Raw genomic sequence first — 25,694 nt, 5'->3', positions numbered from 1 at the left:
TGGAATTTGCAAGGTAATGTTTTCAAGCGTCCTGAGAAAAGTGTTCGGTAGCCGAAATGACCGACTCATAAAAAAATTACAAAAATCTGTCGATGCCATAAACGGTCTGGAAAAGGAATTTGAAGCGCTTTCCGATGACGAGCTGAAAGCCAAAACCGCTGAATTTAAACAGCGCCTGGCCGATGGCACCAGCCTGGACGATTTGTTGATCGAAGCCTTTGCCACGGTGCGTGAAGCCAGTAAGCGGGTGTACGGCATGCGCCACTTTGATGTGCAGCTGCTCGGTGGTCAGGTCTTGCACCAGGGCAAAATTGCCGAAATGCGTACCGGTGAAGGTAAAACCCTGACCGCCACCCTGCCAACCTATCTTAATGCCTTATCCGGCAAAGGCGTGCACATCGTTACTGTGAACGATTACCTGGCCAAACGGGATGCCGACTGGAGCCGTGAATTATTTGAATACCTGGGCATGACAGTAGGCTGTAATATCCCGGGCATTCCGCCGGAAGCCAAACGCGATGCCTATCAGGCCGATATCACCTATGGCACCAACAACGAATTTGGCTTTGATTATCTGCGCGATAATATGGCCTTCAGTCCGCAGGAGCGGGTACAGCGCGAGCTGAACTTTGCTGTAGTGGATGAAGTGGATTCAATCCTGATTGACGAAGCGCGTACGCCGCTGATTATCTCTGGCGCCGCCGAAGACAGCTCAGAGCTGTATCGCCGGATTAACGAAGTGATTCCTGAGCTGGTGCAGCAGGAAAAAGAAGATGCTGAAGGTGAAGTGGGCGATGGCGACTACACCGTGGATGAAAAGGGTAAGCAAATCCACCTGACTGAAAATGGTCAGCTGCATGTGGAAGAGATCCTGCACAAAGCCGGCATCCTGCCCGAAGGTGAATCGCTGTTTGATGCGGCTAATATTTCGCTGCTGCATCACATCAACGCAGCGCTGCGCGCTCACCGCTTATTCCAAAAAGATGTGGATTACATTGTTAAAGACGACCAGATTGTCATTGTTGACGAGCACACTGGCCGCACCATGGAAGGCCGTCGCTGGTCAGAAGGCCTGCACCAGGCGATAGAAGCCAAAGAAGGCGTAAAAATTCAAAACGAGAACCAAACCCTGGCCTCGATCACCTTCCAGAATTATTTCCGCTTATTCAATAAGCTGTCCGGTATGACCGGGACAGCCGATACCGAAGCATTCGAATTTAATACTATCTACAACTTAGAAACTGTGGTAATTCCCACCAATAAGCCCATGATCCGTAAAGATATGGCGGATTTGATTTACATGACGGCGGAAGAAAAATACGAAGCCATAGTGGAAGATATTCAAGGCTGTGTGAAGCGCGGTCAGCCCGTGTTGGTGGGAACCATTTCCATCGAAAACTCAGAGCTACTGTCACGGGTTTTGAAAAAAGCCAATATCAAGCATAAAGTGCTAAATGCCAAGTTCCACGCCCAGGAAGCCGACATCATTGCCGAAGCCGGCCGCCCGGCAGCAGTGACCATTGCCACCAACATGGCAGGTCGGGGTACCGATATCGTACTGGGTGGCGCATGGCAAAATGAAGTGGAAAAGCTGACCGACCCCACCGACGAGCAGATTGAAGCGATTAAAGCTGAGTGGAAAAAACGCCACGATGCTGTCTTAGAGTCTGGCGGTCTGCATATCATTGGTACTGAGCGTCATGAATCACGCCGTATCGATAACCAGCTACGTGGCCGTTCAGGCCGTCAGGGCGATGCCGGTTCAAGCCGTTTCTATCTGTCGCTGGATGATGCGCTGATGCGGATTTTCGCCTCTGAAAAAATGGCCGGTATGATGAAACGCCTGGGCATGGAGCGCGGTGAAGCGATTGAACACCCCTGGGTAACCCGGGCGATTGAAAATGCTCAGCGTAAGGTCGAAGGGCGTAACTTCGATATTCGTAAGCAGTTGCTGGAATACGATGATGTGGCCAATGACCAGCGTAAGGTAATCTACGAGCAGCGCAACGAGCTGCTGGATGAAGGCGATATCAGCGAAACCATTCAGGCGATCCGCAAAGATGTGCTGGACGATGTGATGAATCAGTACATCCCGCCGCAATCACTGGAAGAGATGTGGGATATCCCGGGCTTACAAGAACGCCTGAAAGCCGACTTTGCTGTAGATTTGCCGCTGCAGGAATGGCTGGACAGCGACGACAAGCTGTTCGAAGAAAAGCTGCGAGAGCGCATCTTAGAAGAAGTTGAAGCTGCTTATAAAGCCAAAGAAGAAATCGTTGGCGAAAAAGTACTGCGCCAGTTTGAAAAAGCGGTAATGCTGCAAAATCTGGACAGCCACTGGAAAGAACATTTGGCAGCCATGGACCATCTGCGTCAGGGGATTCACTTGCGCGGTTATGCGCAGAAAAACCCCAAGCAGGAATATAAGCGCGAGTCCTTTGAGCTGTTTGCTCAGATGCTGGAAACCCTGAAACACGAAGTGATCACGGTGCTAAGCCGGGTGCAGGTGAAAGCCGAGTCCGATGTGGAAAAGGTCGAAGAACAGCGTCGCCAGGCCGACGATGTGCCGAAAAACTTCCAGCACGAAGATGCCGGGCAAAAACCGCAGCCACAAAATGGTCGGGTTCAAACTGCCCTGCGGGACGGCCCCAAAGTGGGTCGTAACGATCCGTGCCCCTGTGGCTCGGGCAAAAAATACAAACAGTGCCACGGTAAACTGAGCTGATGAAAAAAGTGCATGTGGCGGTGGGTGTCATCCGCCGTCAGCAGCAAACCTTTGTCACCTTGCGCCATGCTGATCAGCATCAGGGTGGTAAGTGGGAGTTTCCGGGTGGCAAGGTAGAAGACGGTGAAACCGTGACTGCAGCGCTGCGCCGTGAACTGGCCGAGGAAGTCGGTATTCAGGTTCAGCGCAGTACGCCGCTGATAGACATCCACCATGACTATGGTGACAAACAGGTACACCTGGATGTACACCTGGTAGACGACTTTGACGGTGAACCTTTTGGCCGGGAACAACAATCCGGACGTTGGGTAGCGATAAACGCACTCAATCCGGCGGATTTTCCGGCGGCCAATGCGGTGATCATTGAGCGCTTACAGCAATAATTGTTTTAATTAAAAAAAGCCCCGCCAGGCTAACCTGCGCGGGGCTTTTATTATTTATGGCTCGCTTTTAAAGCTTATCCTGGATCAGAGTTTGATCAGCGTGGCAGTGGCAAAGGCCACATGACTACGTGCGTAGGCCGCCTCATTAATAAAATGCGGGTAGGTCACCTCATCGCCGTGCCACACGGTTTCGCTGCCATCAAAGTATTTAAACACTGGTGCACCGGGTAATAGCGGCTGAAAGTCAGCATCCTGCAGGCTGTGATGGATCATGGCCAGGCGCTGCAGATTCTCATCCAGCGGAAAGCTGACATTGTGGCCTAAGCGGTACACATCGCAGGCCGGCAATTCAGGCACGCTGCTGGAGTTCACTGCCAGACAATAATCCAGCACGGTTTCAGTCAACAATACAGTTAGCTGATAAACATCCTCACGCAGCACACCCTGCGGCTGACCGCCCACCTCAATCATCAGGCCGCGTTTGCCGGTGGTACACAGATACGGGTGCTCGGCATACGCCACTTCATCTTCCAACAGAATATTTGCCTCTGGCATATGGTGTTTGACATAACGCGCCAGGCCCACTGAGAACTCATCTGCGCTTAACAGGATGAGCGTAGCGCCCATGGCACTGGTGGTATTATGGATATCAATCACCAGATCGGTCTGACTGTCACCCTTCGGCCCCAGTTGCTGATTAAGCCAGGCTGCCAAATGCCCTTCACTGCTTTGTGGGGGACCTGCCAACGCTGCCGGGGTAAATAAACGGTTCAGGTCTTCTTCCACAAACCGCACATTAGCCTGCATCGCCGGCACATTAGCCAGCTGCAAAATGGGATTAAGCGAGGCAAAGCGGTCTGGTACGCCATGTTGCTGCCACTGGCGCAGTAACGCAATGCCGCTGGTTTCGTTACCGTGGGTACCGGCGATCAAAGCAATGGAATTAAGCATGCCGCGTCCTTAATGTTTAAAAAAGTCATCCGGCTGTTCGCTCAACATCGCTTCAATGTCTTCGATATCGGCAGGCGAAGGCTGGTCGTCGGGCGTTTGCTTGGCTGCAGGAATACTGCGTTCCTCGCTGGCCCATTCGCCCAAATCAATCAGTTGGCATTTTTTGCTGCAAAAAGGCCGGTATGGACTGTCGGCAGACCATTGCACCGCTTTTGCACAAATGGGGCATTTCACATTCATGGCACACACTTAAGCAGAAGTTGGATTGGGCGGCTAGTTTAACACGATGCCAGAGCAAAACGGATATCTTCATCCACCGAAGCTGACTGGCCGGCTTCCGGATTTAGCCACATAAAACGTAGGGCAAACCGGTACTTGTTTCCGCTCAGTGTTGGGTAAAAGCCTTCATCGATAGCGCAGCGCACTCGAATCAATTCATTTTTATCTTCGGCCACACCCTGATAAAAACCATTGGTGGCGGTATAGGGCTTAAACTGGCCACGTTCACGTAAAAATGACAGGCACAAGGCGATGGTTTCATCCACGTTTACCAGGGTCAACAGCCATTGTTTCATAATATCCTGGCGTGCCTCCACGGGCTGATGCAGCCAAAAATGCAAGTTGGGCAAATCAAAACTGAGGGCACCACCGGGGATAGCAAAGCGCTGACGAATAGAAGCTAAGAATTTATCTTCTTTAAGATCAGTACCAAATTTTTTGCCCAGTTTGAGCTGGTCACGTAACGAGACAATGCTATCCAGGGTTTGCTGCAATGCACCGGCATCAATATTAGGATGTTGGGCCCAGTGCTGCAGATTTTTTTCGTGGGCATCGAGATCTTTGATGATATCGGTACGAATATCAATGCGCTCAAAGAGATCCAGCAGGGTAAACAGCTGGTCAAAAAAATACAGCTGCAATTGCGGGGAAGACACCGCCGCGCCGCTTTTTAGCTGCGCCATCAGTTGCTCTATGCGCAGATAATTTCGCACTTTTTCTTTGAGTGGAAATTCGTAAACGGTGTCAGCCATGTAATTCCTCGCCTATGCTTATTCAGAGCACTTAAACGTAAAATTACGAAAATTTCAAGTAAAAGGCACTATGGAGCAGGCTGCATGCGCAGATACTGCGCATGCAGGGTGGCTACCTGTTGCTGTAATTGGGCCAGACTGCCACTGTTATCAATCACATCATCCGCAGCGGCCAGGCGGGTTTGCCGGTCGGCCTGGGCCGCCATAATTTTTTTGATGGTGTCGGCATCGCTGTTATCCCGGGCACTGGCACGGTCGATCTGCATCTGTGGTGGGCAATCCACCACCACCACCCGGTCGGTCATGCCAATCAGATTATTTTCTACCAGCAAGGGTACTGCCAGAATGCAGTAAGCATAGTGGACCTGCGCAATTTTTGCCTGCATTTGTTGCCGAATGGCCGGATGCAACAGCTTGTTCAGCCATTGTTTTTTATCATCATCGTTAAATACCAGCTGACGCAGAGCAGCGCGGTTTAAGCTTCCATCAGTCGAAATCACCGCCGGGCCAAAATAAGCTTCGATCTCTGCCAGTGCCGGTGTGCCGGGAGCCACTACCTCGCGGGCTACCACATCGGCATCGATGACCGGTACGCCTAACGCAGCAAAGGCTTCACTGGCGGCGCTTTTACCGCTGCCAATCCCACCGGTAAGGCCTACTACTACCGCGCGGCTCATGACAGTACCCAATTCAGGTAGGCATCAATGATGGGCTGTTTGTAAAATAAGGTCAGTAACCCGGCCACCGCCAGATATGGCCCAAACGGAATCGCCATATCCTGCTCGCGGGGCTGGCGCAGCATCAAGGCAAAGCCTACCGCGGCGCCCACTACCGAAGATAAAATGATGATCACCGGTAAACCCTGCCAGCCGGTTAGCGCGCCCAGCGCCGCCAGTAATTTAAAATCGCCATAGCCCATGCCTTCCTTGCCGGTGACTAACTTAAACAGCCAGTACACCGACCATAAACTCAAATAGCCGGCTGCCGCGCCGATAATCGCGGTGGTGGCATCCACAAACACCTCGCCCACACCCAGCAGCAAGCCAAACCATAGCAGGGGCAGGGTCAGCTGATCGGGCAGTAACATCTTATCTAAATCGATCATCACCAGCGGCACCAGGGTCCATACCACCGCGACGGCGGCCAGACCCTGAGCGGTGGCGCCAAAATGCCAGGCTGCATAGACACTGACCAACGCGGTAGCTAACTCCACCAGGGGATAGCGTAACGAAATCCGGGCCTGACAGTTGGCGCATTTGCCGCGTAAAAACAGATAACTGAGCAGAGGAATATTTTGCCAGGCACGAATAGGGCTGTGGCAAGACGGGCAGGTGCTGTCGGGTTTAACCAGATTAAAGGTATCTGTCGATAAGCTTAAGGAGGATTGCGAATAAGCAGCATACTCGGCTTCAAAGTCGCGCTGCATCATTATGGGCAGGCGGTAAATCACCACATTTAAAAAACTGCCCACCATCAGGCTGACCACGCCTATCAGGCCCAGGTAAAACAAGGGGTTGGCCTGGCAAAGTTCAATTATCGCATTCATGCTGCTACATCATTAAATAAAAAGAGTGTGCCAGAGGGCAGGGCCGGGCTCAACCGGCTATTAGCTCTGCTCGCTAGACAACATTACCCATCTGGAAGATAGGCAGGTACATGGCCACAATCAGGCCACCGATGACCACGCCCAACACGGCCATGATCATGGGCTCTATCAGGCTGGTGAGGCCATCGACCATATCGTCCACTTCAGCTTCGTAAATACTGGCCACTTTACTTAGCATATCATCCACCGCGCCGGATTCTTCACCAATGGCGACCATCTGGGTCACCATATCAGGAAACACATTGGTGGCACGCATGGCGGTATTCATTTGCTGGCCGCCGGCCACTTCTTTTTTCATAAATAAAATGGCATCGCGATACACGGCGTTGCCGGAAGCGCCAGCCGAGGAGTCCAGCGCGCCGATTAAGGGCACCCCGGCAGAAAAGGTGGTGGACAGCGTGCGGGTAAAGCGCGCCACCGCGGCTTTTTGCAAAATTTCACCCACTGCAGGTATTTTAAGGGTGTATTTGTCGACGTTATCGCGCAACTTTTTGGAGTTACGATGCGCCCGGGCAAAGGCAAACATGCCACCGGCGATGCCCAGCGCAATAAAAATGCCGTAATCCTGCACAAAGCGTGAGATCCCCAACACCAATTGAGTAAACGCAGGTAATTCAGCGCCAAAGCTACTAAAGATTTCTTCAAACTGCGGCACCACAAAAATCAGCAACACCGTCGTTACAATAAAAGCCACCACCAATACCGCGATGGGGTAAAACATGGCTTTTTTGACTTTGGATTTTAAGGCTTCGGCTTTTTCTTTGTAGGTAGCGATACGATCATAGATGGTTTCCAGCGAGCCGGACTGCTCGCCCACTTCCACCAAGTCGCAATATAAATCATCAAAGTGCAGCGGGTGCTTACGTAGGGAAATGGACAGCGGGGTCCCGGCGCGTACATCATCGGCTACCGCCGACAGCAGTTTGCGCATAGCCGGTTTGCTATGGCCTTTGCCAATCATCTCGAGTGACTGAAGCAAAGTCACACCGGCGCCCAGCATGGTAGCGATTTGACGGGATACTACCGAAATATCGGCCGCATCTATTTTTTTACCATTGCCGCCAAATAGGGATTTGGGTTGTTTTTTTACTCTCTGGGCGGAAATGCCTTGTCGGCGCAGTAAGTTGCGGGCTTCATTGAGGGAGTGGGCGGAAATTTCACCTTTGCGATGGCTGCCCTGACGATCTTTTCCCTGGTAATCAAAAACAACAGCAGCTTTAGTCATGAATACTTTCCTGAATGGGGATTACGAAAAAGGCTTTACATAATGTAAAGCCTTTCGTATATCACACTTCAATAATGTCTATTAAGGAGCAGCGGTATAAGTTGAAGTACAAGAATTAGACAGGTTCATGTCGCTACAGGCAACAGCCCAAGTTAAACGGCCGTCGGCGGCTGTCGGGGTCATTTGCATAGTCGCACTTGCTAAAGAGTGACCTGCTGTCGTAGTCACAGTAACTACACCATTAGCCGTTGCTACACCAGCCACTGTATCGGTAGCAGTAATATCAGCTGGAACTCCATTCACGCCAGCATCACAGTCTGTAACTGCACCTTCCGTTTGGAAGCAAACTTCTACAGCTGATTTGGCACCGCTTGAAGCGCTCATCAGCTCAGAAAAACGGGCTTTCTTAGTGTAATCTTGATAAGCCGGCAGGGCCACGGCAGCCAGAATACCGATAATCGCAACAACGATCATCAGTTCGATCAGGGTGAAACCTTTTTGGTTAGAAGCGTTAACTTGTTTCATGGTCTTTCTCCGGGATGCGTATAATACGCTTGTTCAAAAATGTTGATTTAAGTTTACGTTTTATACCTGAGTCGTCCTTGTCAACGCCCCCGGTACTTGAGGCTCAGTATAGGGGGGAAGCCCCCTGTGACAAGTATTGGAAACCATACATATGTGTAGCTTTTAACCGCTAGGCTGGGTGGGGAGGATGCGTGCGGGGTATCGTTAAGCACGCATCTTTTGTAGCTTTAAATCAGGTGGTTACGCATTATCCATGGTCACGCGCAGCGACAGGTCGATAGCCTGAACATGTTTAGTCAGCGCCCCGGAAGATATAAAGTCAACCCCGATTGTAGCCAGTGATTGCAGGCGCGCATCGGTAATATTTCCAGACACTTCCAGTTTACTTTTCCCCTGGGTCATGGCTACTGCCCGCTGGATCTGTTTGTTGTCAAAATTGTCCAGCATGATGATGTCGGCACCAGCCGCTAAGGCCTGTTCTAATTCCTCAAGGGATTCCACTTCCACTTCCACCGGTTTATCGGCATGGGTGTCTTTGGCGGTGGCCACTGCCGCGGCAATGGAGCCGCAGGCAAAGATATGGTTTTCTTTAATTAGATACGCATCAAACAGGCCGATACGATGATTCTCACCGCCGCCACATTTGACTGCATATTTTTGCGCCATGCGCAGGCCCGGCAATGTTTTGCGCGTATCCAAGACCTTGGTGGGTGAACCAGCCAGAATGCCAGCGTAATAAGCGGTCACTGTTGCGGTGCCAGACAAGGTCTGCAAAAAATTCAGTGCGGTGCGCTCGGCAGTTAAGATACTGCGGGCACTGCCGCTGATAGTAACCAGCGCGGTATTGGCCTGCACCACATCGCCATCGCGCACGTGCCAGGTCAGCTCCACGGTGTCGTCTACCAGGGCAAATGCAGCATCAACCCAGGCAGTACCACAAATGGTGGCGGCCTCGCGGGTAACAATGGTGGCCCTGGCCTGGGTGTCGGCCGCAATTAAATTCGCGGTGATGTCGCGCTCGGGGGCCAGCTCGCCACCCAGATCTTCTGCTAGGGCAGCATGTACCTGATAGCGGATAGCCTCGGCGGGCGGCAGGAATAAATGTAAGTCAGACATAATCGGCATGGTCAGCTGTTATTAATCAAGGGTGCGCAATATTAACCAATCCTGACGCTGAGTAAACTCCAGCTGGCGTAAAACACTCATGCCCAGCAAAATCTGGCCATCACCCAGCCCGGGATTCAGGTGCGCTTGCACATTGTTAAGCTCAATATCCCCGATAGTCAGCTGGTCGATGGTGGTCTGGGCCACCCGCACCACGCCATTGGCGGTTTGCGCCATGCCAGAGCGCCCGGCGGTCAGGCCCAGGTGTTGCTGCATGCTGGCCGGGACCGCCACATTGGTGGCGCCGGTATCGATCAAAAAAGTCACCGGTTGGCCATTGATGGTGCCATTAGTCACATAATGGCCCTGGCGGTTTTGTTTCAGGCGCACCTCAGTCTGGCCGTTGATGCGTTGTGATTGCGGCGCCTGGTTGGGATTGTGCTGTTTTTCCAGCACATCGCCAAAAATTAGCGTCAGTAAGCCCAGCCCGCAGATCCAGGCCAGGATAAACATCCATTTTGCGGTTGATTTTTCACTGCTCATGAAACCTTCTTTGCATCAGATAGCCAGCTTGTTGCTGCGGTATGCCCGTGCCACAATAACTGGTATTCACGACAAACAACCAGAGAGATGCCGGTGCATATCTACCCACAAGCCCGCCAGTTACCATCACCGTTTTACGATGCCCGCCCGGCAGGCAGCGACATTTCCTTATTGGTTATTCATAATATGTCATTGCCTCCCGGGCAGTTTAACACAAAGGGCATCGAGCAGTTGTTCACCGGCCACCTGAATGCTGCCGAACATCCGTTCTATGCTCAAATTGCCGGGCTGAAAGTCTCCGCGCACTGTGTGATATACCGCAGTGGCGAGGTAGTGCAGTTTGTGCCCTTTGATGCTCGGGCCTGGCATGCCGGGGTGTCGGTGTTTCAGGGCCATACGCGCTGTAACGATTTTGCTATAGGTATTGAGTTGGAAGGCACCGACACTTTGCCCTTTACCGACGCCCAATATACCAGTCTGATTGCCCTGACCCGTTATCTTACTGCTGCCTATCCTCGGATCACTTGTGGCCGCATAGTGGGGCATAATGATATTGCGCCGGGGCGCAAAACCGACCCCGGCCCGGCTTTTGAGTGGGGCCGGTTACGCCAGGCGGTGTTTACACCCGCATCCTCTAACCATAAACCGAGTAAACCATGATTCTGATAAGCCTGTTGATTGCGCTGGCCGTGGATCGCTATATGACCCGCAGCCGGCACGGTTATATCGATGCCTGGCTCAGCCGCTGGCTGGGTGAACGCCCGGCCACCCGTTGGTTGTTTATTACGGCGCTGGTGCTGGCTCTGCTGTTGAGCTGGCTGGACAGTGCTCTGCTGACCTTTGTGGTACAAACCCTCGTGCTTACCCTGGCGCTGGGCAAAGCCGACCTGGCGCGGATATATCATCGGTTTGTGGCTGCCGGCCAGCGCGACGACAGCGAAGCCATGAGTTTGTATCTGGGGATGCTAACTCAGCGGCGGGCCGACCAGGACACGCTGGACACGGCGATGGCTAAATGCCAGCTCTGGCTGAACTACCGCTATTATGCCGCGGTGATCATTATTTTTGTGGTATTGGGGGCGCCTGGCGTGCTTGCCTATGCCAGCCTGCGCTGGGCTGCACCCAACGATGCCTGTGGCAGCACCCCCGCCGGGAAATGTCTGCACTGGGCAGACTGGCTGCCCGTACGGGTAACCACGTTGTGTTATTTGCTGGTCGGGGATTTTGCCCGGGCACTGCCGGCCTGGCTCAAGTGGCTGGGGGCAGGGCGCATGTCAGCCCAGCATTATATTCAGGCGGTGGGCCAGCGCGCTGAAGAGCTCGACTCTGCGCGCAATACCTTATGTACCCAGGGCGCTATTCGCTTGGCCCGGCGCACCAGTTGGTGTCTGCTGGCTGCGGCTGCGGTACTCACCCTGATGGGCATGATCGCTTAATGGTTATGCGTCCATGGCGGATAATTAGCCCAAAACTGGTGACAGTTTGAGCACATCAGACCAGTGCCTAAATTCAGTAATAATCATTTAATTCAGTAGTTTAATGCTGACCATTGCAAAACTGTAATGGCCAGCATTTGCATTTACATTTACCTTGCATTTAAACTCTCATACACTATATAGGTAAATTGGTATTACCAATTGGTTTGAGCGACGCAATTTGTTTACAAATGCAGCGCAGGCGAGTGGACAAGGGACACCATGCACACAGGGCGTAAAAAACTGTCAGACGTGATCACCGAGCAACTGGAATCTATGATTTTGGATGGCTCGTTGCTGGCAGGTGAAAAATTACCGCCCGAGCGTGAGCTGGCGACCCGATTTGATGTGTCGCGCCCGTCGCTGCGTGAAGCCATTGGTAATCTGCAGGCTCGGGGCCTGGTGGAGCGTAAGCAGGGCGGCGGTACGTACGTCAGCAAGGATTTAAATGCCACCATGCGTGACCCCTTAATGGCACTGATTAGCCGGCGCCCGGAAACCCAGTTTGATTTACTGGAGTTTCGGCACGCGCTGGAAGGTATGGCAGCTTACTATGCGGCGTTGCGTGGCCAGCCTGAAGATTATACTGCGCTGGATACCGCGCTTTGTGCCTTGCCCAATCCGGCCAGGCAAGACAGCCAGCGCCCGTTAGCCGAAGCGCTGGGGCAGTTTTACATCATCATGGCGCGCGCCTCACACAATATGGTGTTACTCCATGTGATGAGCACCATGCAGGCCATGCTGGTGGACAATATTGAACGAAATTTGGAAATGCTGGCACAACATGCCGATGTCAGTGGCGATTTATCGCGCCAGCGGGCCGAAATCGTCGCCGCGATTGGCCAGCGTGATCCAGAAAGTGCCCGGCAGGCGTGTAACAGCCACCTGGCCTTTATTGAAAAAACCCTTTTGACGATCAATCAGCGCGATAGTCGTGTACAACGTGCGCTTCGTCGTCTGGAGATTTAGTGGCGTAATGCCCGTTTTAAAGCCGCGCTGGCAGGCCTGGCCGCAGCGCACTCTTAAGGTGAGCCGTTAGGGTTCACTGCAAGTACAACGTAATCTAGGTATACCATCCTTCAACCGGTGTGGCTGAATAGGATGGTTTTCTATATCAGCAACAATAGGATGGCACCATGACTGAAATGATGCACCAAGATGTGGATCCCCAAGAAACACAAGAATGGCTGGAGTCGTTAGAGTCAGTTTTAGAAGAAGAAGGTACAGAAAGGGCCCACTTCTTATTAGAATCATTGATCGAGAAAGCACGCAGAAATGGTGCCCACTTGCCCTATGATGCAACCACGGCGTATATCAACACGATTCCGCCAGGTCAGGAACCCACCATGCCGGGCGACCAGACGCTGGAAGGCAAAATTCGCAATGCGCTACGCTGGAATGCATTGATGATGGTGTTGCGGGCCTCTAAGAAAAATCTTGAACTGGGTGGCCATATTTCCAGTTTTGCCTCCTCCGCCATGTTGTATGATGTAGGTTTCAACCATTTTTACCGTGCGCCAAATGAAAAAGACGGTGGCGACTATGTATTCTTCCAGGGCCACGTATCACCGGGTATTTACTCTCGTGCCTTTATCGAAGGCCGCCTGACCGAAGAACAACTGGACGGTTTCCGCCAGGAAGTAGACGGTAAAGGCTTATCGTCATACCCGCACCCTAAACTGATGCCTGACTTCTGGCAGTTCCCGACGGTATCCATGGGCTTAGGCCCGATGCAGGCAATTTATCTGGCCCGCTTCTTAAAATACCTGACCGACCGCGGAATTAAAGACTGCTCTGAACAGCGCGTATGGTGCTATTTAGGTGACGGTGAGTGTGACGAGCCAGAATCATTGGGTGCCATTGGCCTGGCCTCGCGCGAAGGCCTGGATAACCTGACATTTGTTATTAACTGTAACCTGCAGCGTCTGGATGGCCCGGTCCGCGGTAACGCCAAAATCATCCAGGAGCTGGAAGGTAACTTCCGCGGCGCTGGCTGGGAAGTGATCAAGGTTATCTGGGGTCGTTACTGGGATCCGCTGCTGGCCCGCGACACCTCTGGCAAGCTGCTGGATCTGATGAACGAAACCGTTGACGGTGAGTATCAGAACTTTAAAGCCAAAGGCGGCGCGTATACGCGTGAAAAATTCTTTGGCAAATATCCAGAGCTAAAAGAAATGGTTGCCAACATGTCAGATGAAGACATCTGGCGTCTGAACCGGGGTGGTCACGATCCGGTGAAAGTGTATGCTGCATACGACCGTGCCGTGAAAACCAAAGGCCGTCCTCAGGTGATCTTGGCTAAAACCGTTAAAGGTTATGGCATGGGCGCAGCCGGTGAAGGTAAGAACATTGCCCACCAGGTTAAGAAGATGGACATGGAAGCGGTGAAAGCCTATCGCGACCGTTTCAATATTCCGGTTAAAGACAGTGACCTGGAAAACCTGCCGTACTACAAGTTTGACGATGACAGCGATGAGATGAAGTATCTGCGCGAGCGTCGTGAAGCCTTAGGTGGCTACATGCCAGTGCGTCGTGCCAAAGCATCAGAAGATCTACCGGCACCGCCAATGAAAGCCTTCGAAGCAGTTACCAAAGGTTCTGGGGATCGTGAAATCTCCACCACCATGGCGTTTGTGCGGGTACTGACTGCATTGCTTAAAGACAAGCAAATCGGTAAGCGTATCGTGCCGATTATTCCGGATGAAGCCCGTACCTTTGGTATGGAAGGCTTATTCCGTCAGGTGGGTATCTACTCGTCTCAGGGCCAAAAATATGAGCCGCAGGATTCTGACCAGGTCGCCTACTACCGTGAAGACCAAAAAGGCCAGGTACTGCAGGAAGGTATTAACGAGCTGGGTGCCATGGCATCCTGGGTGGCTGCCGGTACGTCGTACAGCTTAAACGACCTGCCGATGGTACCGTTCTACATTTACTACTCTATGTTTGGTTTCCAACGGGTTGGCGATCTGGCCTGGGCGGCCGGTGATTCACGTACCCGCGGCTTCTTAGTCGGTGGTACCGCCGGACGCACCACGCTTAACGGTGAAGGCTTGCAGCACCAGGATGGCCACAGCCATACTCAGGCAGCGCTGATCCCTAACTGTATCAGCTACGATCCGACCTACGGCTACGAAGTGGCTGTCATCGTGCAGGACGGCCTGCGCCGCATGTTCGAAGAGCAGGAAGATGTGTTCTATTACCTGACCGTGATGAACGAAAACTACAAGCAACCGGAAATGCCAAAAGGCGTGGAAGAAGGCATTGTAAAAGGTATTTATCTGCTGGATACCGTGGGCGAAAGCGACAAGAAAGTGAAGCTGATGGGCTCAGGCACTATCTTAGAGCAGGTGCGCGAAGCCGCCAAGCTGCTGGCCGATAACTACGGTATTGAGTCTGAAGTGTACAGTGTGACCTCGTTTAACGAGCTGACCCGCGATGGCATTAATTGTGACCGTCACAACATGCTGCACCCGGATGCTGACGCTAAGACCCCGTTTATCACTGAGGTGCTGGAGCAAGGCAACAACGGCCCGACTATCGCCGCGACCGATTACATTAAAAACTATGCCGACCAGGTACGTAACTTTGTACCGGGCAGCTACCGTGTACTGGGCACAGACGGCTTTGGCCGCTCTGACAGCCGCGCAAACCTGCGCCGCCACTTTGAAGTGGACGCTGCGCATGTGGCATACAGCGCGCTGTATGAGTTATACAAAGCAGGCGAAGTAGATGCCAAGACACTGTCCAAAGCGATGGACGATCTGAACATCGACGCCGACAAAGTAAACCCACTGTACGCGTAAGCACAGGAGAGACAGCAACATGGCAGATATTAAAGACGTACTCGTACCAGATTTAGGTGAAGACGATGTTGAAGTCATTGAACTGTGTGTAGCAGAGGGTGACGACGTTGAAGCCGAGGGTGCGCTGGTCACTGTTGAAAGTGATAAAGCCAGCATGGACGTACCGGCCCCGTTTGCCGGTAAGGTCAAAGAGCTGTGCGTAAGCGTAGGCGACAAAATTTCGCAGGGCGACCTGTTGGCCAAAATTGAAGAAGCAGGCGGTGCGGATGCACCGGCTGCCGACAACAGCCAGGATGACGCCAAAGCACAAAGCAAAGAGGCGCCTAAGCAAGAGTCTAAAGCAGAAGAGCCGGCCAAGCAGTCTGGTAATTCAGGCCAGGGCGGCAGCAAAGAAATTGAAGTGAAGGTACCGGATATCGGTGATGCCGAAGAAGTCGATATCATTGAAATCCTGGTGGCCGAAGGTGACACTGTGGAAGCCGAAGATGGCCTGATCACGCTGGAAACCGACAAAGCCACCATGGATGTACCTTCACCGCAGGCCGGTAAAATCAAAAGCCTGAAAGTGAAAGAAGGCGACAAGGTTTCTGAAGGCTCATTGGTGCTGATCTTAGAAGTCAGCGACGGTGAAGCTGGCGGCTCTGAAAGTGCTGACGATAGCCAGCAAGACAGCGCGTCTGCCCAGTCAGAATCAGCCGGCCAGGCTGAACAAGCCAGTGCTGATACAGAAAGCGCTGAAGGCGCGGAAGAAGAAATCGAAGTCACCGTGCCGGATATCGGTGATGCCGAAGATGTGGAAATCATCGACGTGCTGGTGGCCGAAGGCGACAGCATAGAGGCCGAAGATGGCCTGATCACCTTAGAAACCGACAAAGCTACCATGGATGTGCCGGCTCCGCAGGCAGGGACTGTGGCCAAGATGTTGGTGAAACAGGGTGACAAGGTATCCAAAGGTTCGCCGGTACTGATGCTGAAAGTCAAAGGCAGTGGTGACAGCGGTACTGCGCCAGCCAAGCAAGAAGCGCCTAAGGAAGCACCCAAGCAGGATACTTCCAAACAGCAAAGCAGCGACCAGCAAGACAGTGGCCGGCCTAAGCCACCACCAGTGCCGCATCATCCGTCTGCCGGTGAAAAGCAAAAAACCGGTAAAGTACATGCGTCACCATCGGTACGTCGCTTAGCCCGCGAATTTGGTGTCGATCTGACTCAGGTATCAGGTTCTGGCCGCAAAAACCGCATTTTGAAAGAAGATGTGCAGTCGTATGTGAAATACGAGCTGTCACGGCCTAAAGCCAGTGCTGGTGCAGTTAGCCAGGGCGGCGGTGGCGGCCTGCAGGTGATTGCACCGCCGAAGGTAGACTTTTCGAAGTTTGGTGAAGTTGAAGAAGTGCCGTTGACTCGGATCCAGAAACTGTCTGGACCGAACCTGCACCGCAACTGGGTGACCATTCCGCACGTGACGCAGTTTGAAGAAGCTGATATCACCGGTATGGAAGCATTCCGTAAGGAACAAAACCAGAAAGCCGAGAAGCGTAAACTGGGCTTTAAGATCACCCCACTGGTATTCATGATGAAAGCCGTGGCCGATGCGTTGAAAGAATATCCTATCTTCAACACTTCGTTGTCGCAGGATGGTGAATCGCTGATCCAGAAAAAGTATTACCACATCGGTATTGCAGTCGATACGCCAAACGGCCTGGTGGTTCCGGTAGTGCGTGACGTGGACCAAAAAGGTGTCCACGAGCTGTCGCAAGAGCTGCTGGAAATCAGCGCCAAGGCACGCGATGGTAAGCTGAAGTCTGCCGATATGCAGGGCAGCTCATTTACTATCTCAAGCTTAGGCGGAATCGGCGGAACAGCCTTTACACCTATTGTAAATTCGCCAGATGTCGCCATCTTAGGGGTGTCGAAGAGCGAAATGAAGCCGAAGTGGAACGGCAAAGAGTTCGAACCACGTCTGATGCTGCCATTGTCGCTATCTTACGATCACCGCGTGATCGACGGCGCTGTGGCAGCCCGGTTTGCTGTCCACTTAAAATCCGTGTTGGAAGACCTGCGCGAGATTTTGCTGTAACACCATGATAAGGGGCAGACACCATCTGCCCCTTTACGCTTTTTAAGAAGCAATTAGGCGGCTTTGCTTTACATGACAGACTCGGCCTAGTTAAAATTCTTAACGCATATTTTTCAGATATTTGACAAATTTTTGAGGTCACGATGAGCGATATAAAAACTCAGCTAGTTGTATTAGGCGCAGGGCCGGGCGGTTATTCAGCCGCGTTCCGTGCTGCCGATATGGGCGTAGAAACCGTTATTGTTGATGCCAGGGAAACTCTGGGTGGGGTTTGCCTGAATGTTGGATGTATTCCTTCAAAAGCCCTGTTACACGTGGCCAAAGTAATGAAAGAAGCCAAAGCTATGGCCAGCCACGGTGTGAGCTTTGGTGAGCCGGAAATCGATCTGGATAAACTGCGCAGCTACAAAGATTCGGTAGTTGGCCAGTTGACCAAAGGCTTGTCGGGCATGTCTAAGATGCGCAAAGTGAAGCATGTGCGCGGCACCGGTACCTTTACCGGGGCAAATACCCTGGAAGTGGAAGGTGAAGACGGCAAAACGACCATTACGTTTGACAACGCCATCATTGCAGCCGGTTCTGAGCCGGTAAAGCTGCCGTTCATTCCAGAAGATGAGCGCGTAGTCGATTCAACCGGCGCCCTGGAATTAAAAGATATTCCAGAAAAAATGCTGGTATTAGGCGGTGGTATTATCGGTCTGGAAATGGGCACGGTCTATCAGGCACTGGGTTCTAAGATCGACGTGGTCGAGTTTTTAGACCAGCTGATCCCGGCGGCCGACAAAGACATCATGAAGTCATTCATGAAATCTTATAAAGACCGTTTCAACGTCATGCTGGAAACCAAGGTAACAGACGTAGAAGCTAAAGATGATGGCCTGTATGTAACTTTTGAAGGCAAAAATGCGCCATCTGAAAAAGTTCGCTACGACAAGGTACTGGTCTCTGTAGGTCGTACACCAAACGGTAAAAAAGTAGGCGCTGACAAAGCTGGCGTTAAAGTTGATGATCGTGGCTTTATCAATGTTGATAAGCAGATGAAGACCAACGTCGACAATATCTTCGCCATTGGCGACCTGGTAGGCCAGCCTATGCTGGCGCACAAAGCTGTGCATGAAGGCCACGTAGCTGCCGAAGTGATTGCCGGTAAGAAGCACTACTTCGACCCGCGCTGCATCCCTTCTGTTGCCTACACTGAGCCAGAAGTTGCCTGGGTTGGCCTGACTGAAAAAGAAGCCAAAGAGCAAAACGTAAGCTACGAAACCACCACCTTCCCGTGGTCAGCTTCTGGCCGAGCGATTGCTTCTGATGCCACCGACGGCATGACCAAGTTGATCTTCGACAAAGACTCCGGTCGCATCATCGGTGGTGCCATGGTGGGTACCAACGCCGGTGAAATGCTGGGTGAAATTGGCCTGGCCATCGAGATGGGTGCAGATGCTGAAGATGTGGCGCTGACTATCCACGCTCACCCCACGCTGAACGAGTCTATCGGCCTGGCGGCAGAGATTCAGGAAGGCAGCATCACCGATATGCCTAACCCGAAAGCCAAAAAGAAGTAAGCGTTAACTATACGCACAAAAAAGCGAGGTCATGACCTCGCTTTTTTTATGTCTGACGATGGGTAAAAAAGCTATTTAGACAGCGGCCGGGCTAGCGCGGGTTCGCTGACCCGCTCAGAGACTGGCAGCTGGGTCGCCTGGATGCAGGCTTCATGATGTTGCGCACGAGCCTGACGGAGCGCATCTTCGCAATAGCCTTTCCGGCAGCATTGCGACAGCAGGGTTTCATGTTGCTGTACCCGTTCATGAATAATGCGCACAATGTGCCGGCGCAGCCAGCGTAATCCGGCATCCTGATCCTGGCGCTTGTGCCATAACAGCGATAACGGTGTCTGCGGAATTTCCAGCGGGGTTTCAAACACCGCCAGCTCTTTGGAAAATATCGCTTTTTCCAGCACCATCGAGGGCGCCACACAAATCAGGTCGGACTGTTTAAGTAGGCTCGGCACGGTATAAAAATTGTTGACCGACATGGCCACCCGGCGCTGCATGCCAATGCTTTGCAGTGCCTGATCGGTGGGCCCGGCCACATCACCGGTGACTGAGACCAGCAAATGATCGGCATTGGCAAACTGTTCCAGCGTCAGATTTTCCTGGGCCAGCGGGTGACCCGGGCGCATTACCACTACATAGCGCGGGTCCAGTAGATGCTCAGTATGGATTACCCCGTCAGGGTGCACATATTTACTGATAGCCAGTTCGGCCTCAGCATCTTTTAGAATATCCGCAGTATCAATAGACGGATTCGGGATCGCATACACATTGATACCCGGTGCTTCACGCTCAATGATTTGCCGTAATGGGCCCCACACCATATCCACAAAGGTATCGGTGGCGGCGATCCGAAATGTGCGCTGGGCGGTGGCCGGATTAAACTCACTGGGGTTCACTGCTTCGGACAAACTGCTCAGCGGTGTTTGGATCTGACTCCACAGATTACGCGCAAACGCGGTGGGCTGGATCCCCCGGCCATCTTTGACAAACAGCTCATCATTCCAGGCGGTACGCATGCGCGACAGGGCGTTGGACACCGCCGGCTGGGTCATCGACAGACGATCGGCTGCCCGGGTAATAGCCCCTTCGGTCATAATCGCATCAAATATCATCAATAACGTCAGTTCTTGTGGTCGCATGCTGCCCCCGCGGGTGATGTATGTATTGGCCTCACCTAATATATTACATTCTGTGATGCATTGCATACAAAATGATAATTATATTTATTGTTTGCCCTTCTGCATAATCCCGCCATCAAAATTTTAGAAGAGAGATGCACATGTCTGTTATATCCCGTTTCAGCCTTGTTGTACTAAGCCTAATGGGCCTGTTGGCGTTAGGCGCCTGCAGTGATATTAGCGCGCAAGCGCCTGCCAAACAGGCCGCCGCCGGGGTGCCGGTAGACGTGGCCGATGTTGTGGCGCAGCGCATCACCGAGTGGGACAGCTTTACCGGACGTTTGGAAGCGCCACAATCAGTATCGCTGCGGCCAAGGGTGTCCGGCTATATTGACATGGTGGCCTTTGAAGAAGGTGAATATGTCGAGCAGGGCGATACCCTGTTTTTGATTGATAACCGAATGTTTAAGGCCGAAGTGTCGCGCTTAGAAGCGCAGCTGGATGAAGGCAAAAGCCGCTTACAGCTGGCCCGTCAGGACTTGAGCCGTGCCGAACGCCTGCGCCAGAGCCAGTCGGTGTCGCAGGAAGTGCTGGATCGCCGGGCGTCTGAGGTGGATCAGGCCAAAGCCGCCGTAGCGCAAACCGAAGCGGCATTGGATGTTGCTCGTCTTAACCGGGGATTTGCACGGGTCGAAGCGCCTATCGCCGGGCGAGTTTCGCGGGCCAATATTACTGAAGGTAACTATGTCACAGCCGGTCAGACCGAGCTGACATCCATTGTCGCCACCGACCGTCTGTATGCCTATTTTGATATTGATGAAAGCACCTGGCTGGATTATCAGCAGGCGCTACAGGGCAATGCATCGATGGCTACGCAGCCGGTGGCTATGCGCCTGGCCAACGAGCAGGATTATCAGCACTGGGGCAAAATGAACTTTGTGGATAATCAGGTTAATGCCAACACGGGTACGCTGCGGGTTCGAGCGGTATTTGATAATAAAGACGGCGAGCTATTGCCCGGTCTGTTTGCCCACCTGAAACTGGCCGGCGGCCAGCCGCAAGACGGCATTCTGGTGGCAGAAAAAGCCATCGGTACCGACCTGAACAATAAATTTGTACTGGTCCTCAATCAGGACAATAAAGTGGAATATCGTGCCATCACCATGGGTGACAAGGTTGGGCCATTGCGCATTGTAAAATCGGGCCTGAGCGCCGGTGATACTGTGGTGGTCAATGGTCTACAGCGGGTACGCCCAGGCGCAACAGTTGCACCCAATGAAGTGGCTATGGCCGATGAGCAAACCTTGTCGGATCTGCAAGCCTGGCAACAGCGCGCCGAGCAGTTTTCGCAGTGGGCGCACCGCGCCAAAGACGCCGCCGCTCCCGGCAACCAGACCGGCGAAGCAGGGGGCCGGTAATGAAGTTCTCGCAGTTTTTTATTCAACGGCCTATCTTTGCCGCGGTATTGTCGCTGCTGATTTTTATCGGCGGGGCCATCGCGGTGTGGAAGCTGCCCATCACTGAATACCCGGATGTGGTGCCGCCCACCGTGGTGGTAACTGCTAACTACCCGGGGGCCAACCCCAAAGTGATTGCCGAAACCGTGGCCACGCCACTGGAGCAGGAAATCAACGGCGTGGAAAACATGCTGTACCAGTCATCACAGGCCACTTCTGATGGCCGAATGACCTTAACGGTGACCTTTGCCATCGGTACCGACCCGGATGAAGCCACCACCCTGGTGCAAAATCGGGTTAACCGGGCCTTGCCGCGGCTACCGCAGGAAGTGCAGCGGTTAGGCGTCATTACCGAAAAATCCTCACCTAACCTGACCATGGTGGTGCATCTGACCTCGCCGGATGATCGCTATGACATGCTGTATTTGTCGAACTATGCCGACCAGAATGTCAAAGACGAGCTAAACCGGATTGACGGGGTGGGGCAGGTCCGCCTGTTTGGCGCCGGTGAATACAGTATGCGGGTGTGGTTGAACCCCAATAAACTGGCAGCGCTGAATATGAACCCGGGTGATGTGGTCGGGGCTATTCGTGCGCAAAACCAGCAGGCTGCAGCTGGCAGTCTGGGTGCACAGCCCACCGGTAGCAGCGATTTTCAGTGGCTTATTAATGTGCGTGGCCGGCTGATTGAGCAGGACGAGTTTGAAAACATCATCGTCAAAACCGGCGACCGCGGTGAGATCACCCGCCTCAAAGATGTTGCCCGTATTGAACTGGGCGCCGATAACTATGCTCTGCGCTCACTGCTGAATAATCGCCCAGCCGCCGCTGTGCCGATTTTCCAGGCCCCCGGCTCCAATGCTATTCAGATCTCTGAAGATGTACGGGCGCGGATGCGCGAGCTGTCTAAAACCTTCCCTGATGGGCTGGAATACGAAATTGTCTATGACCCGACTGTGTTTGTGCGCGGCTCAATTGATGCGGTTGTCAGCACTCTGTTCGAAGCGGTATTGCTGGTAGTCCTGGTGGTGGTGCTGTTTTTACAAACCTGGCGCGCTTCCATCATTCCGCTGGTGGCTGTACCTATCTCCCTGGTCGGTACCTTTGCCTTTATGCATCTGATGGGCTTTTCGCTCAATGCCTTGTCGTTGTTTGGGTTGGTGCTGGCCATCGGGATTGTGGTGGATGATGCTATTGTGGTGGTGGAAAATGTTGAGCGAAATATCGCCGATGGGCTGAGCCCGGTGGAGGCTACCAAGCAGGCGATGAAAGAAGTCACCGGGCCCATCATTGCTACCACTCTGGTGTTGGCAGCGGTATTTATTCCTACTGCCTTTATGAGCGGGCTGACCGGCCAGTTTTATCGTCAGTTTGCACTGACTATCACTATTTCAACAGTGATCTCGGCCATTAACTCGCTGACCTTAAGCCCGGCACTGTCGGCCTTATTGCTCAAGCCCCATGGTCAGGCTAAAGACTGGCTGACCCGGGGAATGGAAAAGGCATTCGGCGGCTGGTTGTTTAAACCGTTTAACCGCATGTTTGATAAAGCCTCTGGTCGCTACACCGGTGCGGTGGGCTCGATGGTGCGCAAAGGCGGCATCATCATGGTGCTGTATGCCGGCTTGCTGGGGTTGACCTGGCAGCAATTTGACAGCACGCCCACCGGCTATGTACCGCCGCAGGATAAGATGTACCTGGTAGCTTTTGCCCAGCTGCCAAATGCCGCGTCGCTGGATCGCACCGAAGAAGTTATCCGGGAAATGTCGCGGATTGCCATGGAGCATCCTGGGGTATCAGATGCGGTGGCCTTTCCGGGCCTGAACATCAACGGGTTTACCAATAGCCCCAGCTCGGGCATTTTGTTTACGCCGTTAAAACCGTTTGACGAGCGTCAGGATCCCAGCTTGTCGGCCGGAGCCATCGCCGCGGATCTGAATAAGGCATTCGGCTCTATCAAAGGTGCCTATGTGGCCATCTTCCCGCCACCGCCGGTACAGGGATTAGGCACTATCGGTGGTTTCAGGCTGCAGTTGCAGGACCGGGGCTCAATGGGGTTTGAAACCTTGGGGCGGGTGTCTAACGAAGTTATTCAAAAAGCCTGGGCGGACCCGGCGCTGACCGATGCCTTCACCAGCTTCACGGTCAATGTGCCTCAGCTGGATGTGGATGTAGACCGGGAAAAAGCCATGACCCAGGGCGTGGCCATCGATACCCTGTTCGCCACCATGCAGGGCTATCTGGGCGCTATCTATGTAAATGACTTCAACCTGTTTGGCCGTACCTATCAGGTCAATGTGCAGGCGGATGCGCCGTACCGGCAGAACATTGAGCAAATCGAGCAGATGAAGGTGCGTAATGCCCAAGGCGAAATGATCCCGCTGGGCTCAATGTTATCCATTGAACACAGCGCCGGGCCGGATCGGGTGATGCATTACAACGGCTATGTCACCGCAGAAATCAATGGCGCACCGGCACCCGGCTACAGCTCGGATCAGGCCAAAGCGGCTATTGAGAAAATTCTGGATGACACCTTGCCAATCGGCATGACTTACGAATGGACCGAGCTGACTTATCAGCAGATCCTGGCCGGTGACACCGCGATGTATGTGTTCCCGCTGGTAGTTCTGTTGGTGTTCCTGGTACTTGCTGCTCAGTATGAAAGCCTGCGCTTACCACTGGCTATCATCCTGATCGTACCGATGACGCTACTTAGCGCACTGATCGGTGTGAAAATTTACGGTGGCGATAACAACATCTTTACCCAAATCGGCCTGATTGTACTGGTTGGCCTGGCCACCAAGAACGCCATTTTGATAGTGGAGTTTGCCAAAGAACTGCAGGAGCAGGGCCATGATGCCTTCTCAGCCATCAAAGAAGCCAGCCGCCTACGGCTACGGCCCATTTTGATGACCTCTATCGCCTTTATCATGGGCGTATTGCCGATGGTGCTGTCTACCGGCGCCGGTGCAGAAATGCGCCAGGCCATGGGCGTGGCAGTGTTCTCCGGCATGATTGGGGTAACCTTCTTTGGCCTTATCCTCACTCCGGTGTTTTATTATCTGCTGCAGCGCCGCAAAGTCAGTCGCACAGCAACCTAACCCAAGCGTTGCCCCTCTCCTTTAACAAGGGGCATTTTTTGCCGCCCTTCCCCAAGGGCGGCTTTTTTTTGTCATTTTAGAAATGACGAAAGTCTTGGACACCCACTTTTTTTGGCCTTGCAGGCAGGTGTTACTTCTGATGAAGTTTAGGCATTTCGCCGGATTGCCGGCGGGAAGCAAACTCGGCGGTATGGACCGCCTGATATTGGACATCCACCTTTTTTGTTTTGCTACTATGCGTAGCAGCGAGTGATTTATAAGCATTTTGCCGGATTGCCGGCGAGCAACCAAAGAGGGGCGGTGTCGACCGCCCCTCTTTGGAATCTCCCCGCGACCCCGATGCTGTGACTGCGTCAGCCGCAGTGCCGGCAAAACTGCCCACAGCCAAAAGGGTCATCCGTGACCCTGTTTGGCCTGGCCCGGCATCCCTGCCGGTCCGGTCAGTTTTTCTCACCGGCCCAGCGGCTGACCACAGCAAGGGGCTATAAAAAGCAGCTCGTCTCTTCGGAGCTGCTCTGTTGGAATGTTGGACACCCACTATTTTGCTTTCGCTACGCTGCGAAGCAGCGAGTGCTGTACAAGCATCTTGTCGGATTGCCGACAGCAACCAAAGAGGGGCGGTGTCGACCGCCCCTCTTTGGAATCTCCCCGCGACCCCACGCTGTGAAAGCGTCAGCCGCAGTGCCGGCAAAACAACCCCCAGCCAAAAGGGTCATCCCTGACCCTTTTGGCCTGGCCCGGCATCCCTGCCGGTCCGGTCAGTTTTTCTCACCGGCCCTGAGGCTGACCACAGCAAGGGGCCCCATAGATCAGCTCATATCTTCGAGCCTACTCAATTGGAAAGCCGGACGCCTATTGCTTATTGAAATGTAAGAACAGCCTGCTCTTATTCCCCCTAAGCGGAATAGCCAGTTGGGTGGAAAAGCAGAAAAATCGGCGAGGCAGGATGCCGAGCCAGCAGCACCGGGTCAGGATGACCCGTTGATGCGTGGCTTTTATGCCCGCCCGATTGGCTAG

20 protein-coding genes are annotated in these 25,694 nt (G+C 53.1%); 10 read left to right on the top strand and 10 right to left on the bottom strand.

Going from position 1 to position 25,694, the window contains the following annotated elements:
• Nucleotides 1-16 precede the first annotated feature (16 nt).
• Nucleotides 17-2,725 carry a preprotein translocase subunit SecA gene (secA, locus tag ACTUJZ_RS11540; RefSeq protein WP_463636465.1) on the top strand — a complete coding sequence of 903 codons (2,709 nt, stop codon included), beginning with the start codon at nt 17-19 and terminating at the stop codon, nt 2,723-2,725.
• On the top strand, nt 2,725-3,108 hold the full coding sequence (gene mutT / locus ACTUJZ_RS11535; RefSeq protein ID WP_463636464.1) for an 8-oxo-dGTP diphosphatase MutT: 384 nt from the start codon (nt 2,725-2,727) through the stop codon (nt 3,106-3,108). The genes secA and mutT overlap by 1 nt, the downstream gene beginning before the upstream one ends.
• Before the next feature lie 84 nt (nt 3,109-3,192).
• Here mutT and ACTUJZ_RS11530 read toward each other — a convergent pair whose 3' ends face one another.
• The 9 genes from ACTUJZ_RS11530 to ACTUJZ_RS11490 all read right to left on the bottom strand — a co-directional run bounded on the left by ACTUJZ_RS11530 (nt 3,193) and on the right by ACTUJZ_RS11490 (nt 10,093).
• Nucleotides 3,193-4,059, bottom strand: a complete 867-nt coding sequence (locus ACTUJZ_RS11530; RefSeq protein WP_463636463.1) for an aspartoacylase — start codon at nt 4,057-4,059, stop codon at nt 3,193-3,195.
• Between the two features lie 9 nt (nt 4,060-4,068).
• Nucleotides 4,069-4,299: a DNA gyrase inhibitor YacG gene (gene yacG / locus ACTUJZ_RS11525; RefSeq protein ID WP_463636462.1), complete on the bottom strand. Its 231-nt coding sequence runs from the start codon at nt 4,297-4,299 to the stop codon at nt 4,069-4,071.
• Between the two features lie 38 nt (nt 4,300-4,337).
• Entirely contained in the window at nt 4,338-5,090 is a 753-nt protein-coding gene (gene zapD / locus ACTUJZ_RS11520) for a cell division protein ZapD (protein ID WP_463636461.1), read from the bottom strand.
• Between the two features lie 68 nt (nt 5,091-5,158).
• The gene (gene coaE / locus ACTUJZ_RS11515) at nt 5,159-5,767 is read right to left on the bottom strand and encodes a dephospho-CoA kinase (protein ID WP_463636460.1); all 609 of its coding nucleotides are present in this window, start codon (nt 5,765-5,767) and stop codon (nt 5,159-5,161) included.
• Complete coding sequence (locus tag ACTUJZ_RS11510; protein ID WP_463636459.1) at nt 5,764-6,636, bottom strand: prepilin peptidase; 873 nt, start codon at nt 6,634-6,636, stop codon at nt 5,764-5,766. Before ACTUJZ_RS11510 ends, coaE begins: the two co-directional genes overlap by 4 nt.
• A 73-nt stretch (nt 6,637-6,709) precedes the next feature.
• Nucleotides 6,710-7,921, bottom strand: a complete 1,212-nt coding sequence (locus tag ACTUJZ_RS11505) for a type II secretion system F family protein (protein WP_463636458.1) — start codon at nt 7,919-7,921, stop codon at nt 6,710-6,712.
• 81 nt (nt 7,922-8,002) lie between these two features.
• Entirely contained in the window at nt 8,003-8,446 is a 444-nt protein-coding gene (locus ACTUJZ_RS11500; RefSeq protein WP_463636457.1) for a pilin, read from the bottom strand.
• A 240-nt stretch (nt 8,447-8,686) separates the two neighbouring features.
• On the bottom strand, nt 8,687-9,562 hold the full coding sequence (gene nadC, locus ACTUJZ_RS11495; RefSeq protein WP_463636456.1) for a carboxylating nicotinate-nucleotide diphosphorylase: 876 nt from the start codon (nt 9,560-9,562) through the stop codon (nt 8,687-8,689).
• 21 nt (nt 9,563-9,583) lie between these two features.
• Nucleotides 9,584-10,093: a retropepsin-like aspartic protease family protein gene (locus ACTUJZ_RS11490; RefSeq protein ID WP_463636455.1), complete on the bottom strand. Its 510-nt coding sequence runs from the start codon at nt 10,091-10,093 to the stop codon at nt 9,584-9,586.
• Nucleotides 10,094-10,186: 93 nt separating this feature from the next.
• On the opposite strand from ACTUJZ_RS11490, the gene ampD reads away from it, so the two are divergent.
• The 6 genes from ampD (at nt 10,187) to lpdA (ending at nt 19,007) form a co-directional block, all read left to right on the top strand.
• Complete coding sequence (gene ampD / locus ACTUJZ_RS11485; RefSeq protein WP_463636454.1) at nt 10,187-10,753, top strand: 1,6-anhydro-N-acetylmuramyl-L-alanine amidase AmpD; 567 nt, start codon at nt 10,187-10,189, stop codon at nt 10,751-10,753.
• Nucleotides 10,750-11,529 carry a regulatory signaling modulator protein AmpE gene (ampE, locus tag ACTUJZ_RS11480; RefSeq protein ID WP_463636453.1) on the top strand — a complete coding sequence of 260 codons (780 nt, stop codon included), beginning with the start codon at nt 10,750-10,752 and terminating at the stop codon, nt 11,527-11,529. The genes ampD and ampE overlap by 4 nt, the downstream gene beginning before the upstream one ends.
• 261 nt (nt 11,530-11,790) lie before the next feature.
• On the top strand, nt 11,791-12,537 hold the full coding sequence (locus tag ACTUJZ_RS11475; protein WP_463636452.1) for a GntR family transcriptional regulator: 747 nt from the start codon (nt 11,791-11,793) through the stop codon (nt 12,535-12,537).
• 167 nt (nt 12,538-12,704) lie between these two features.
• Nucleotides 12,705-15,371 (top strand): pyruvate dehydrogenase (acetyl-transferring), homodimeric type, encoded by a 2,667-nt coding sequence (gene aceE / locus ACTUJZ_RS11470; protein ID WP_463636451.1) that lies wholly within the window; start codon nt 12,705-12,707, stop codon nt 15,369-15,371.
• A 19-nt stretch (nt 15,372-15,390) separates the two neighbouring features.
• On the top strand, nt 15,391-17,445 hold the full coding sequence (aceF, locus tag ACTUJZ_RS11465; RefSeq protein WP_463636450.1) for a dihydrolipoyllysine-residue acetyltransferase: 2,055 nt from the start codon (nt 15,391-15,393) through the stop codon (nt 17,443-17,445).
• Nucleotides 17,446-17,588: 143 nt separating this feature from the next.
• Nucleotides 17,589-19,007 (top strand): dihydrolipoyl dehydrogenase, encoded by a 1,419-nt coding sequence (gene lpdA, locus ACTUJZ_RS11460; RefSeq protein ID WP_463636449.1) that lies wholly within the window; start codon nt 17,589-17,591, stop codon nt 19,005-19,007.
• A 71-nt stretch (nt 19,008-19,078) separates the two neighbouring features.
• On the opposite strand, the gene ACTUJZ_RS11455 is transcribed toward lpdA, so the two are convergent.
• Nucleotides 19,079-20,140 carry a LysR family transcriptional regulator gene (locus ACTUJZ_RS11455; RefSeq protein WP_463636448.1) on the bottom strand — a complete coding sequence of 354 codons (1,062 nt, stop codon included), beginning with the start codon at nt 20,138-20,140 and terminating at the stop codon, nt 19,079-19,081.
• 140 nt (nt 20,141-20,280) lie between these two features.
• Here ACTUJZ_RS11455 and ACTUJZ_RS11450 point away from each other — a divergent pair, with 140 nt between their 5' ends.
• Together ACTUJZ_RS11450 and ACTUJZ_RS11445 are read left to right on the top strand one after the other, a co-directional pair.
• Entirely contained in the window at nt 20,281-21,537 is a 1,257-nt protein-coding gene (locus ACTUJZ_RS11450) for an efflux RND transporter periplasmic adaptor subunit (RefSeq protein WP_463636447.1), read from the top strand.
• The gene (locus ACTUJZ_RS11445) at nt 21,537-24,677 is read left to right on the top strand and encodes an efflux RND transporter permease subunit (protein WP_463636446.1); all 3,141 of its coding nucleotides are present in this window, start codon (nt 21,537-21,539) and stop codon (nt 24,675-24,677) included. Before ACTUJZ_RS11450 ends, ACTUJZ_RS11445 begins: the two co-directional genes overlap by 1 nt.
• The last annotated feature ends 1,017 nt before the right edge of the window (nt 24,678-25,694 follow it).

The organism is Alteromonas sp. WD8-37, assembly GCF_055326825.1.
Note: the sequence above shows the minus strand (reverse complement) of the source record. Positions and strands in the feature narration are given on the sequence as shown.